General features: G+C 59.8%; 12 protein-coding genes. 3 read left to right on the forward strand and 9 right to left on the reverse strand.

Annotated elements, in window-relative coordinates:
• Positions 1-86: 86 nt before the first annotated feature.
• Positions 87-881: an exodeoxyribonuclease III gene (locus tag QMX93_RS14520; protein WP_282356664.1), complete on the reverse strand. Its 795-nt coding sequence runs from the start codon at positions 879-881 to the stop codon at positions 87-89.
• A gap of 129 nt (positions 882-1,010) precedes the next feature.
• Between QMX93_RS14520 and QMX93_RS14525 the strand changes: the two genes are divergently transcribed.
• A complete protein-coding gene (locus QMX93_RS14525; RefSeq protein WP_282356666.1) occupies positions 1,011-1,592 on the forward strand; it encodes a GNAT family protein in 582 nt (193 codons plus the stop codon).
• Positions 1,593-1,597: 5 nt separating this feature from the next.
• On the opposite strand, the gene QMX93_RS14530 is transcribed toward QMX93_RS14525, so the two are convergent.
• The 4 genes from QMX93_RS14530 to QMX93_RS14545 all read right to left on the reverse strand — a co-directional run bounded on the left by QMX93_RS14530 (position 1,598) and on the right by QMX93_RS14545 (position 5,569).
• Positions 1,598-3,040 (reverse strand): mechanosensitive ion channel family protein, encoded by a 1,443-nt coding sequence (locus QMX93_RS14530; protein WP_282356667.1) that lies wholly within the window; start codon positions 3,038-3,040, stop codon positions 1,598-1,600.
• Between the two features lie 209 nt (positions 3,041-3,249).
• Positions 3,250-3,876 (reverse strand): isochorismate family cysteine hydrolase YcaC, encoded by a 627-nt coding sequence (gene ycaC, locus QMX93_RS14535; protein WP_053118885.1) that lies wholly within the window; start codon positions 3,874-3,876, stop codon positions 3,250-3,252.
• A gap of 56 nt (positions 3,877-3,932) precedes the next feature.
• Complete coding sequence (locus tag QMX93_RS14540) at positions 3,933-4,616, reverse strand: isochorismatase family protein (RefSeq protein ID WP_282356668.1); 684 nt, start codon at positions 4,614-4,616, stop codon at positions 3,933-3,935.
• 86 nt (positions 4,617-4,702) lie between these two features.
• Positions 4,703-5,569, reverse strand: a complete 867-nt coding sequence (locus tag QMX93_RS14545; protein WP_282356669.1) for a pirin family protein — start codon at positions 5,567-5,569, stop codon at positions 4,703-4,705.
• A 105-nt stretch (positions 5,570-5,674) separates the two neighbouring features.
• Between QMX93_RS14545 and QMX93_RS14550 the strand changes: the two genes are divergently transcribed.
• Both QMX93_RS14550 and dkgB read left to right on the forward strand, forming a co-directional pair.
• On the forward strand, positions 5,675-6,583 hold the full coding sequence (locus QMX93_RS14550) for a LysR substrate-binding domain-containing protein (protein WP_282356670.1): 909 nt from the start codon (positions 5,675-5,677) through the stop codon (positions 6,581-6,583).
• Between the two features lie 216 nt (positions 6,584-6,799).
• A complete protein-coding gene (dkgB, locus tag QMX93_RS14555; RefSeq protein ID WP_282356671.1) occupies positions 6,800-7,603 on the forward strand; it encodes a 2,5-didehydrogluconate reductase DkgB in 804 nt (267 codons plus the stop codon).
• 4 nt (positions 7,604-7,607) lie between these two features.
• Here dkgB and QMX93_RS14560 read toward each other — a convergent pair whose 3' ends face one another.
• The 4 genes from QMX93_RS14560 to QMX93_RS14575 all read right to left on the reverse strand — a co-directional run bounded on the left by QMX93_RS14560 (position 7,608) and on the right by QMX93_RS14575 (position 12,905).
• A complete protein-coding gene (locus QMX93_RS14560; RefSeq protein ID WP_282356673.1) occupies positions 7,608-10,826 on the reverse strand; it encodes a transporter substrate-binding domain-containing protein in 3,219 nt (1,072 codons plus the stop codon).
• 10 nt (positions 10,827-10,836) lie between these two features.
• Positions 10,837-11,463, reverse strand: a complete 627-nt coding sequence (locus QMX93_RS14565) for a response regulator transcription factor (RefSeq protein ID WP_282356674.1) — start codon at positions 11,461-11,463, stop codon at positions 10,837-10,839.
• 142 nt (positions 11,464-11,605) lie between these two features.
• A complete protein-coding gene (locus tag QMX93_RS14570) occupies positions 11,606-12,040 on the reverse strand; it encodes a chemotaxis protein CheY (protein ID WP_282356676.1) in 435 nt (144 codons plus the stop codon).
• A gap of 148 nt (positions 12,041-12,188) precedes the next feature.
• The gene (locus QMX93_RS14575) at positions 12,189-12,905 is read right to left on the reverse strand and encodes an MgtC/SapB family protein (RefSeq protein WP_007913384.1); all 717 of its coding nucleotides are present in this window, start codon (positions 12,903-12,905) and stop codon (positions 12,189-12,191) included.
• Positions 12,906-13,075 lie beyond the last annotated feature (170 nt).

Below are 13,075 nucleotides of genomic sequence, written 5' to 3' on the forward strand. Positions count from 1 at the left end.
CATGGGGCCGCAGTTCACTGCATTGATGGTCGCCATGTATACGGGATCAGCCACTGATTTCGACAATTGATTTCGCCAATCGCCTGCTAGCGCTTTTTACGTGAGCCGATGCGAATCCACGTTGGCGCATGGTCACTGGCGTGCGGTTCATTGCGCACCCACGCGTCTACGCCGGCCTCGTGCAGATACGGACTCAATGCCGGATTAAGCAGCAGATGATCGATGCGCAAACCGGAGTTGGTTTGCCAGTGTTGGCGGAAGTAATCCCAGAAAGTGTAGAGGCGATCCTCGGGATACAGATGTCGCAGCGAATCCGTCCAGCCTTGATCGAGCAGGCGCTGATAACACTCGCGGCTTTCGGGTTGCAGCAAAGCGTCCTTGAGCCATGAGCGGGTGTTGTAGATGTCCATGTCGGTGGGCACGACGTTGTAATCACCGGCCAGCACCACCGGGTGATCGCTGCTTTGCAGGTCTTTCGCGTGGCGGATCAGCCGTTCGAACCACGCCAGTTTGTAATCGAATTTCGGCCCCGGTTGCGGATTGCCGTTAGGCAGGTACAGGCAACCGACCAGCACGCCGTGCACCGCCGCTTCCAGGTAGCGACTGTGCTTGTCGTCGGGATCGCCCGGTAAACCGCGACGGCTCTCCAGCGGTTGCGCATCTCGGGCAAGAATCGCCACACCATTCCACGCCGCCTGCCCTTGCCAGATCGCTCCGTAACCGGCGGCTTCCAGCTCGGCGGCGGGGAATGCCGAATCGACCGATTTGAGTTCTTGCAAGCAGGCGATGTCGGGCTGCTCGCGCTTGAGCCAGTCCAGCAGATTCGGCAAACGCGCGCGTAAACCGTTGACGTTGTAGGTGGCGATCCGCAGGTTTTTCATCGGCTGAGGCTCCTGCCCGTGGGCTGTGAAAATTGTGACCGCGTGAACATCGCAGCGGTTGCATCGGATCCGCTCGCTGCGGCGTAATAGGCGCTCGCCCTTCGCCCGCTCTGCCGAGACCTGAATCCCATGCCAACCACGCTGCAAGGTCAGCGCATCCTTCTGCGCCCGCTTGAGTATTCCGACGCCGCCGCCCTGCTCCATGCGGCTGCCGACGGCGAATTGTGGAACCTCACCGTGACCGTCGTGCCATCAGCCAGCACCGTCGACAGCTATCTGAAAAAGGCCCTCGACGGCCGCGAGGCCGGCACGGTGATGCCGTTTGTCATCGTCTTGAAGGAGACCGGCGAGGTGATCGGCTCAACACGCTTCTGGAAGATCGATCCGATCAATCGCAAGCTGGAAATCGGCAGCAGCTGGATCTCGGCGAGCTGGCAGAAATCCTTCGTCAACACCGAAGCCAAATACCTGATGCTGCGCCACGCCTTCGAAGTGCTCGATTGCGTGCGTGTGCAGTTCACCACCGACGAGAACAACCAGAAGTCACGTAACGCGATTCTGCGCCTTGGCGCGCAGCAGGAAGGTATCGTCCGTCATGAACGGATCATGCCGGACGGACGCAAGCGCAACTCGGTGCGTTTCAGCATCATCGACGACGAATGGCCGCAAGTGCGCGCGCACCTGGAACAGAAACTCGCCGCCTACGCATAAAACATTCAGGCGCGATTGCGCAGCCATTGCAGAAAGCCTTTTTTCGCCACCACCACCGGCGCTTCCTCGGTCAGCGATTGCGCCTTGTGCAGGCGGTAATCGAGCAAGGTTTTCATCGCATCGCTGATATCGTGGCGAGCGTCGAGACACGGTTTCAGGTAAGTCTTCTCGATGCGGTACAGGGCGCAGAAGGTTTTCGCGGCAAACTTGGCCGGCACAGAAGAATCGGAAAGGATGCCCGCCTCGCCGATCACTTCGCCCGGGCCCATGCGCCCTGACTCGAACGGCGTGCCGTGGCGGGTCAGCGTCACTGTGACCACGCCCGACTCGATGATGAACAAGTGATCGCTGACCTCCCCCGCCTCCAGGATCGTCTCGCCAGTGCGGAAATTTTGCAGGGTCATGTTCTGGCTGAAGGTTTCTTTCTCTTCTTGACGCAGCGTCGAGAAAATCGGCGAACTGTCGAGCAATGCCCGTGGCCGCGACAGGTTGCTCGGCGCGCTGCTTTCATCGCTCGACAGCAGATTGACCCCGGACGCCTGCAAGTGCCGGTACGCCAGATCAAACAGCTGATTGCGCACCACGCGTTTCTCGCCCATCGACGCGACGAAACCGCTGATCTCGTATTCCGCGCCGCTGCTGCCGGAGCTTTTCAGCGCGACACTCGGCGCCGGGTTGTCGAGCAATTGCCGACAGCCCTGCATCGCCCGCTCCAGCGATTCGATCACTGAACTGGGCCGCGCATGCGGGCTGACCTGCACGCTGACCGCGACGCCGAACATGTTGCTCGGTCGACTGAAGTTGATGATCTTCGCCTTGGCTGCCAGCGAGTTGGGAATCACCGCCATGCTGCCCTGACTGGTTTGCAGGCGCGTGGCACGCCAATCAATATCGGTGACCCGACCTTCGGTGCCGTCGATGGAAATCCAGTCATCCAGTTGATAAGGCTTGGTGGTGTTGAGGACGATCCCGGAAAACACATCGCTGAGCGTGCTCTGCAAGGCCAGACCGACGATGATCGCCAAGGCGCCGGAGGTTGCCAGCACGCCTTTGACCGGCAGATCGAGCACGTAGGCCAGCGCCGCAATAATCGCGATAAGGAAAATCACCGCGCCGAGCAGATCCTGCAACAGCCGCCCGGTGTGCCCCACCCGTTGCATCATCACCGCACCGATCAACACTGTCAGGGTGCGCGCGCCAAACAGCCACCAGCCAATCTGCAACCCGGTCGCCGCCAGGTGCAGCGGCACGTTGTCGGCCCACGGCGCGGGCTCCATCGGGTTGAGGCCTTCGTTGAACAGCAAGATGCTGAACAGGGTAAAAATCAGCACGCGCACCAGCAATTTCCACTCGCTGCCACGGGAACTGATCAGGCGCCACAGACCGAGATCAAGGAGGATCAGGACCAACGCGCAAAACAACGGGTGTTCGGTCAGCAGAGACAGCATCAAACAACTCCGACGGGGGCCAATCGCGAGAAGATCGCACAGATTGGGGAGAGTGTAGGAGTAATTGATTTCACAGCATGAACACACCCGCAAAAAACCCACAAAACCCTGTAGGAGCTGCCGCAGGCTGCGATCTTTTGATCTTCAAAAACAAAGTCAAAAGATCGCAGCCTGCGGCAGCTCCTACGGGGGTTTGCGGGTGGCGTGGGTTATTTGTCGTTAGACAGGCTGTTATAGCTGGTGAACAGGTTGCGGTAATCCGGGATGTGGTTGGAGAACAGGGTGCCCAGCCCTTCAACGTCGTTGCGCCAGTCGCGGTGCAGCTCACAGGCCAGACCGAACCAGGTCATCAACTGCGCACCCGCCGTGGACATACGATTCCACGCCGATTCGCGGGTCAATTCGTTGAACGTGCCCGAGGCATCGGTGACCACAAACACATCAAAACCTTCCTCTATCGCCGACAGCGCCGGGAACGCCACGCAGACCTCGGTCACCACGCCAGCAATGATCAGTTGCTTCTTGCCCGTCGCCTTGATCGCCTTGACGAAATCTTCGTTATCCCAAGCGTTGATCTGGCCTGGACGGGCAATGTACGGCGCATCCGGAAACAGCGCTTTCAACTCAGGCACCAGCGGGCCGTTGGGGCCGGTTTCGAAACTGGTGGTGAGGATTGTCGGCAGTTTGAAGTACTTGGCCAGATCGGCCAGCGCCAGCACGTTGTTCTTGAATTTGTCCGGATCGATATCGCGCACCAGCGACAGCAGCCCGGCCTGGTGATCGACCAACAGCACCGCAGCGTTGTTCTTGTCCAGACGTTTGTATTGAGTGGTCATTGCAGTAATCCTCGCGGGGTGTAGAGGCCGACGGGGGCCGGCCTCAGGAGACTCGATCAGCGTTGGGAATCCAGCACTTCGTGTTCGTTCGCGACTTGCTGAGCCTTGAGGTAGCTCTCGATCAGCAATTGATAATGCGGCATGGCCTGGGCGTAGACGGCCGCCCACTGCTCGGCATCGGGACGGTTCCACGAGCCTTGCAGCTCGGAAAGCGTAGCCATGATGTCGATCGGCACCACCCCGGCCTGGGCCAAACGGGCAACTGTCAGATCAGTGGCCAGTTTGGAGTGATTGCCGGACGCGTCGACCACGGCAAAGACCTTGTAGCCTTCGTGCACGGCAGCGATGGACGGGAACGCCAGGCAGACGCTGGTCAAGGTGCCGGCGATCACCAACGTTTTCTTGCCGGTGGCTTTGACTGCCGCGTGAAATTCCGGGTTATCCCAAGCGTTGATCTCGCCCTTGCGTGCCACGTATTGCGCATGCGGCGCGGCTTCGTGAATTTCCGGAATCAACGGCCCGTTCGGCCCTTGCGGCACGGAAGCGGTGGTGATCACCGGCATCTTCAGCAGGGTCGCCGCTTTCGCCAGCGCTACGGCGTTGGCGCGCAGTTGCGGCACGTCCATGTCCTTGACGATCTGAAACAGACCGCTCTGGTGATCGATCAGCAGCATGGCAGCATCGCTGGCATCGATGGTTGGTTTCTGGCCGTCGAAGTTCGCGGCATTGACAGTTTTCATGTGCGTGTCCTCTTTTCTTTAGGCAACAGCCATCCCTGGCCTTCGAACCGGCCTACGCGTCCTGTGTAGAGCGGAGTGGTTGTGCGTTAAGCGTGCATCTGACCGAAGCGGCCGGACTGGAAGTCGGCGAAGGCCTGGTGGATTTCCTGCTCGGTGTTCATCACGAACGGGCCGTGGCCGACGATCGGTTCGTCGATCGGTTCGCCGCTGAGCAGCAACACCACCGCGTCCTGGCTGGCTTCAAGGGTCAGTTGCTTGCCATCACGTTCGAACAGCGCCAACTGCCCTTCGCGCACCGATTCCACAGCGTTGACCTGCACCGAGCCTTTCAATACCACCAGCGCGGTGTTGCGGCCTTCGTGCAAATCCAGCGTCAGCAACTTGCCGGCGTTCAGACGCAGATCCCACACGTCGATCGGCGTGAACGTGCGCGACGGGCCGGTGTGGCCATCGAACTCACCGGCGATCAGGCGCAGGCTGCCGGCGTTGTCCTTGAGCGCGATGCTCGGGATGTCGCTGTCGAGAATGGTCTGGTAGCCCGGCGCGGCCATTTTGTCCTTGGCCGGCAGGTTGACCCACAGCTGCACCATTTCCAGTTTGCCGCCGGTTTTGGCGAAGTCATCCGAGTGAAACTCCTCGTGGAGGATCCCGGACGCCGCCGTCATCCATTGCACATCGCCCGGGCCGATGACGCCGCCACTGCCGGTCGAATCGCGGTGCTGCACTTCACCGTCATAAACGATAGTCACAGTTTCGAAACCACGGTGCGGATGCTGACCAACGCCACGACGTTCGGTCGTCGGCGTGAAATCGGCAGGGCCGGCGTGATCGAGCAGCAGGAACGGGCTGATGTGTTTGCCCAGGTTGTCGTAGGAAAACAGCGTGCGAACCGGGAAACCATCGCCGACCCAATGGCCGCGTGGGCTGGTGTAGATACCGATGATGTTTTTCATGGTTGTCTCCAATTGGGGTGAGTGATGCGATGGATTAAGCTTAAATCCATGACCATTAATGCACTAGACTGCAAAAATCAGCCTTAGCGTTCTATCTGGAGAACGATGGTGGAAGACCTCAACACCCTTTACTACTTCACCCAAGTGGTCGAACACCACGGATTCGCCGCCGCCGGCCGTGCGCTGGACATACCCAAATCGAAGCTCAGCCGGCGCATTGCCGAGCTGGAAGAACGCCTCGGCGTACGCCTGCTGCACCGTACCAGCCGCCATTGTTCGCTGACTGAAATCGGCCAGGCCTATTACCAGCGTTGTCTGGCCATGCGCATCGAAGCCGAAAGCGCCGCCGAACTGATCGAACGCAACCGCTCCGAGCCGCAGGGTCTGGTGCGCCTGAGTTGCCCGACGGCGCTGCTCAACTCGTGGGTCGGGCCGATGCTCACGCGCTACATGCTCAAGTATCCGCTGGTTGAGTTGTTCATCGAGAGCACCAATCGTCGCGTCGACCTGATTCACGAAGGTTTCGATATCGCTTTGCGCGTGCGCTTTCCGCCGCTGGAAAACACCGACATGGTCATGAAGGTGCTCGGCAACAGCATGCAGTCGGTGGTCGGTAGCCCGCAGTTTGTCGAACGCCTGTCATCACCGCCCTCGCCCGCTGACCTCAACGGTTTGCCGAGCCTGCATTGGGGTGCGGCGCAGCGTGAGTATCAGTGGGAACTGCTCGGGCCGAATGACAACACGGCGCTGATCCGGCACACGCCGCGCATGGTTACTGATGATTTGATTGCATTACGTCAGGCAGTGATCGCCGGGGTCGGCGTGGCGCATTTGCCGAGTGTGGTGGTGCGTGAGGACATAGCCGCCGGGCGTGTGGTGGAGTTGATTCCGGGGTGGGCACCGAAGTGTGGGGTGGTGCATGCGATCTTTCCGTCGCGGCGGGGGTTGTTGCCGTCGGTGCGCACGTTGATTGATTTTCTCGGCGAGGAATTTGCGCGTAGCGACATTGCTTGAATCGGCGGCGCGCCCTTCGCGAGCAAGCTTTGCTCCTACAGACCGCGCCCTTGTAGGAGCAGAGCTTGCTCGCGAAGAGGCCAGTCCAGACAAGACAAAACTCAAATGTGATTCATGACTTCTGCTCAACACTGCTTTGCCCCAGCAGCGGTTTTTCTCAAGGATGCACACGCGGATACTCGACCGCATTCCCACTGCAATCCCTTGGAGTCTTTCATGTCTGTTCCCGCTTTCGGCCTCGGTACCTTTCGCCTGCAAGGCCAGGTGGTCATTGACTCGGTGAGCACCGCCCTCGAACTCGGCTACCGCGTCATCGACACCGCGCAGATCTATGAAAACGAAGCCGACGTCGGCCAGGCCATCGCCGCCAGCGGCATCCCCCGCGAAGACCTGTTCATCACCAGCAAAATATGGATCGCCAACTTCGCCAAAGATCGCCTGATCGACAGCCTCAAAGAGAGCCTGCAAAAACTGCAGACCGACTACCTCGACCTGACGCTGATTCACTGGCCATCGCCGGAAGACCAAGTGCCCGTCGAAGAATTCATGGGCGCTCTGCTGGAAGCCAAACGTCTGGGCCTGACTCGGCAGATCGGCGTGTCCAACTTCACCATCGACCTGATGAAGCAAGCCATCAAAGCCGTCGGCCCCGACAACATCGCCACCAACCAGATCGAATTGCACCCGTACCTGCAAAACCGCGCGGTGGCTGAGTTCGCCAAAAGCCAGGGCATTCACATCACCTCGTACATGACCCTCGCTTACGGTGAAGTCTTGAAGGATCCGGTGATCGAGCAGATCGCTGCACGCCTGCAAGCCACCCCGGCGCAAGTCACGCTGGCATGGGCCATGCAATCGGGTTACGCAGTGATTCCGTCGTCGACCAAGCGCGCCAACCTGCAAAGTAACCTCGGCGCCACCGCCCTCAAGCTGAGCGATGCCGACATGGCGCAAATCGCCACGCTGGATCGCGGCCACCGTCTGACCAGCCCGAAAGGCATCGCGCCCATCTGGGACTGATCGCTCAGGCCTGAAGCCGTTGCGCGAGACCTTGCATGGCCTCGCGCAATGCACCGGCGCTAACGCCTAACGTTGCGCTTTCGGCATCGCGGCAGGCGTGTTCGAGGTCGGTACACGCCGACACCACGCGCGCGGCGCCGACCATTTGTGCACCGCCCTTGATGTGATGGGCCAGATCGCGCAGGCCGCCACGGTCAGGGGTTTGCAACAGATCGTCGAGGCGCAGCAAATCGGCGTGCAGGCTGTTCAGTACTTCTTTGCGCAGGTGAACGATGAGGGCGCGGTCATTCCCCGCCAGCTGCTCCAGCGCGCTGAGGTCGAACTCAGCCAGCGGCGAATTATCTGATCGCTCGATACCTCGCTCAATGTGGCTCGCGCCGCTCAACGCCCCACTCAGATCGTGCAAACGAATTGGCTTGAACAGGCAATCGTCCATGCCCGCTTCGAGGCAACGGGCTCTTTCCTCGACCAGCGCATTGGCCGTAAAACCAATAATCAAACGTCGACCGACACCTGCGAGCGCTTCGTCCTGACGAATCGCGCGCGCCAGTTCATAACCGCTGCGCCGGGGCATGTTGCAGTCGGTGATCAGCACGTCAAAAGATTGCTCGCGCCACAGTTTCAAGCCCTGCTCGCCGTCTTCAGTGTCGACCGTCCGGTGCCCCAACTCACTGAGTTGCCAACACAGCAACAAGCGGTTCACCGGGTGATCGTCCACCACCAGAATGCTCAGCGATTGCACGGGTTCGGAGGCGATTGGCGTGGGCGCATGGTTTTGTTCGAGCGCTTCCAGCAACGCCACTTCAAGGCGAACGGTGACTCGCGTGCCGACGCCGGGTTTGCTCTCGAGTTGCAACTCGCCGCCCATCATTTCGCACAGGCTGCGACTGATGACCAAGCCCAACCCCGAACCACTGCGCGCCGCATGCGGGTCATTGCCGGCCTGCACAAACGGACTGAACAAACGCTGCCTGTCTTCAGGGCTGATGCCAATGCCGCTGTCTTCGATAATCACGCAGACCGCCAGTTGCCCGGCCTCCAAAGCATTCACGCGCAGTTGCAAACTCACTTCGCCGGTCTCGGTGAACTTGATCGCATTGCTCAGCAGATTCGATAGCACCTGCTTGAACCGCGTCGGGTCGATCAGCACATCAACGTCGCTGCCAGCCTCTAGATCAAGGTGCCAGAGCAACCGTTTCTGTCGCGCCAAACCTTCGAAAACCCTGCACACCGAACTGACCAGTTCACGCAGATTCGCGCGTTCGGGCGCCAGCGATAAATGCCCCGATTCAATCCGCGCAATATCAAGAATGTCGCCAATCAGCGCCAGCAATTGCTGCCCGGCACTGGATGCGACCTGGATCGCCAGGCGATCGGTCACGCCCTCCTCCGCACGTTTCAGGGCCAGTTCAAGCATGCCGATCAAGGCGTTCATCGGCGTGCGGATTTCATGACTCATGGTCGCCAGAAACGTGGTTTTCGCGCGATTGGCATCGTCGGCCACGTCCTTGGCCTCCTGCAATTGCTGCAACCATTGCTGCCGTTGGCGAATCTGCCGGCGCTGAAAACCGATCCACGCCAGCGCCAATAGCAGCAACACCGCAGCACCGATAAAGCCGCGCAGAATTTCCCCGCGATGACGCAGCCAATAGCTGTCATCGACCACCATGTCATGGCTCCAGCGGCCGACCAGTTCATCGATTTCCTGTGGCGCAATGCTCAGCAATGCCTTGTTCAGAATCGACTGAAGCTCAGCCGCCTGCGGCACCGTGGCCAAGGCGATTCTGGCGGGTTGATCACCGACTGTGGTGACAATGCGCACGCGCTCACGGTAATGACGGGCGATCAGATAACGCGCCACCAGCAGCGAACTCAGGGTCGCGTCCGCTTGGCCCTTGCCGATCATGTCCATGCCCGCCGCCGGGCTGGGCACTTCGACCAATTTCACTTGCGGTGCATGTTCGAGCAAATACCCGCGCAACGGATGCCCGCGATAAATCGCCAGGCGTTTGCCGGCCAGATCATCGAGGCTGCGCGGGCTGTCTACTCCTGCTGCCGTGACCAGCACGAACGGGTTGCTCAGATACGCTCGAGTAAAGCGCAATTCGGCTTCACGCTCACTGCTCGGCGTCACCACTGGCAGCACATCGAGCTCGCCAACCTTCAATTGCTCGATCTGGCGATCCAGCGAGCGACCGCGCACCACCTCGAACGCCAGGCCGCTGCGCTGACTGATCAGATTCAACAACGGCGCCGCGAGCCCGCTGAGGCGACCTTCGGCATCAAAAAACGACAGCGGTGCAAAATCATCGATAACGCCGACCCGCACACGCGGATGCTGGTCGAGCCAGCGCTGTTCTTTAGCACTAAGGCGTACTTGCGACTGCTCGGCCATTTCCGCGCGCCCGGCGCTCCAGCGTTGTTCGATAATCTGCCGTTGATGCAGAGGAATGGTGGCCAGCGCCTTGTCGATGATCCGCTTCAATCGCGCATCCGTGCGGCGCAGCGCGAAGCCGAACGGGTTGGCATCCAGCCCGGACGGCCCGGCCAGTTGCACGTCGTTGCGGTAATTGGTGTTGATCAGGTAGTTCGCGCTGATGAAGTCGCCGAGGTAGGCATCGTCTCTGCCGAAGGCCACGGCGCCGAGTGCGTCCATGGCTGAGTGGTAACGTTGAATATGCGTCTGTGGATAAAAGCCCTGCACGGTCGCCAGTGGTAAATAGTCTTCGGCCATGGCCAGGCGTTTGCCGGCCAGATCAGCCAGTGGCGCATCACCGAGCCGGCTCACCAGCATCGGCTGATCTTCGGCGTATGCGCGGGACAGCACCAGTTCAGGGTCAGCCAACTCAAAATTGTTCGAGGTGCCGAGTACGTCCAGCTCGCCCCGTTTGAGCGCGGTAATGGCCGCTTCGCGGTTGGCGTAGCGCAGCACTTCGACACGCATATTCAGCAGTTGCGCGAGCAGATCGGCGTAATCGGCGCTGAGCCCTTCCAGTTGATGGTGGTTGCGGGTCAATTCGAACGGCGGGTAATCCGGCCCGGAAATGCCCATGCGCAACACCGGGTGCTGGCGCAACCAGTGTCGGTCGGTGCCGTCGAGCCGAACGTGAACATTCTCCAGCCGGGTTCGCGTGAGGATCTCCAGTGCCATCGGTGCTGCGTCAGCCCACGCCGTCAGCTCCCAAACAGCCAACGCGATCAGAAGCCAGCGGCCCAGCCTCATGTGCGGCCCCTCAGATCAAATGATTGCGCTTGGCGAAGTCACGCAAGTGAACGGCAGACGCGACGCCGAGTTTGGTCATCAATCGGGTTTTGTAGGTGCTGACGGTCTTATGGCTGAGGTGCATGTCTTCGGCGATGGACTTGTTGGATTTACCCAGCCCCAGTTGCACGAAGATGCTCAACTCCCGGTCGGAGAGCTGATCGATCAGCTGCTTTTCGGTGTATTGCAGGGAGTTGGATGAATGTGCCTGATCAGGCAATGCCGTGAAGTAGGTGTACCCCGACATCAGCGCCTGAATCGCCTTGTGCAACTGCTCCAGCTGATTGGTCTTGGGCACAAACGCCATGGCGCCAGCGCGCAAGCAGCGCTCCTGATAAAAACGCGCTTCACGCGAGGTGAAGATCAGCACCCGACAGTTCAGATCATTGGCCTTGATCCGCGCCAGCACTTCGAGACCATCCAGGCCAGGCAAATTCAGATCGAGTATCAGCAGATCCGGCTGGTGTTGGCGGATCAACGCCAAAACCTCAAGACCACTGGAGGTTTCGTGGATAACTTTGAAGCCTTCGGCTTGCAGCACGATTCTGACGGCTGCAAACACCACCGGATGATCTTCGACGACCAGCGCTGACTTCATGAACACTCCCGATGGCAAGACCAGACGATGGCGCCCCGCTGTCGCGTTGAGCGGACAGGGTGGCTGCGCAAAGACTGTTGCACGGGAACGACGGCGAATCTACCTGTCAGGTTTGACAGTTGCGGCCATTGAATTTTTGTGTCTAAGCCTGACGTTTCAACGCTGGAACACGCATCAAGTCAGCGCAGGCTCCAGGTTTTGGCGCATCGGCCAGCGCCGCCAACTGCTCGATCATTCGCGCATTCGGCAGCACGCAATGGCTGATCTGCACATTATCCTGCGCAAAACCCGGAATCGCCCGTGATGGCGCAGTAGGTTCGTTGTAGATCAAGGCGTGGCGAACATGCGGGTTATCGAGGAAAAACCCCAGAAGATCCAGTGAGCCTGCGGCCATTTCAGCGTTGATCACCACGACATCAAAGGGTTCGCAGCCGTAATCGACCAGGGTCAGCAGGTCGACCAGGCTCTGCACCGGAGCCACGCGGTAGTAGCCGAGGCCATTGAATGCACGCTCGATTTTCATGCGGTGAAAATGTTGCGGATCGGCGATCAGAATGCGCAGGGCTTTGTTGTTCATCGTAAACCTCACGGGTTAAACGGCTTCAAATGAATGCAAGCCTACGGAGGCCAAACGGAAGATTCTGTAGGACGCGTCCTAAAAAGACTGGCGGTAATTCCTTGATTCACGCGCTCGGCCACGCCAGGCCGGTGCCAATAAAGTGCCGCTATTCGGTGGTACTCGGACTCCAGAAAGCCTGCACCACCAACGCTGACGTCGAGATCCGCGCGACCAGTGCATCCAGCTCATCGCCGTCCACCGACGTTGTCGCCAATGTCGCTTCGATCTCGATTTCGTCCGCACCGAAGGCATGCACGTCGACATCACTGGCCGGGTAATTACTGCGTTCCAGTTCAGCTTCGAGCAACGCGAACACCGCCGTTTGCTGCGAACGCCGGGCGATAACGTAGACGATGTTGGTGACTTCCGCCGACACCACGTCCAGCGGTTGGCGGTTGATGTTGTTGACGATCGGCCGCAGCAAGGTATTCGCGGCCAGGATAAACAGCGTGCCGAGCACGGCTTCGGCGAGCAGGTCGGCGCCGGCGCAGGCGCCCACTGCCGCAGACGTCCACAGCGTCGCGGCGGTGTTGAGGCCGCGCACGTTGCCCTCTTCGCGCATGATCACCCCGGCGCCGAGAAAGCCGATGCCGGAGACCACGTAAGCGACCACACGCACCGCGCCTTCAGCGCCGGCGAGACGGTTGGCCATGTCGACGAAAATCGCTGCGCCGACGGCGACCAGCACGTTGGTGCGCAGGCCAGCGGTGCGTTGCCGGTACTGGCGCTCGAAACCGATCAGGCCACCGAGGATGAACGCGGCGCTGAGGCTGACGAGGGTATCGAGCAGTGAATCGAGGTTGAGGTTGTTGATGGCTTGCATCGTCATCTCCCTGAAAAAAACACAAACCCTCTTGTGGGGCTTGCTTGAAACGAGCCCCTGTAGGAGCTGCCGAAGGCTGCGATCTTTTGATGTTGCCTTTTGAAAACAAGATCAAAAGATCGCAGCCTTCGGCAGCTCCTACAGGGGGGAGCGGTGTTGCTGTTATTGCC

The sequence above is a fragment of the Pseudomonas sp. PS01303 genome (genome assembly GCF_029959385.1).
GTDB classification, from domain to species: Bacteria; Pseudomonadota; Gammaproteobacteria; order Pseudomonadales; family Pseudomonadaceae; genus Aquipseudomonas; species Aquipseudomonas rustica.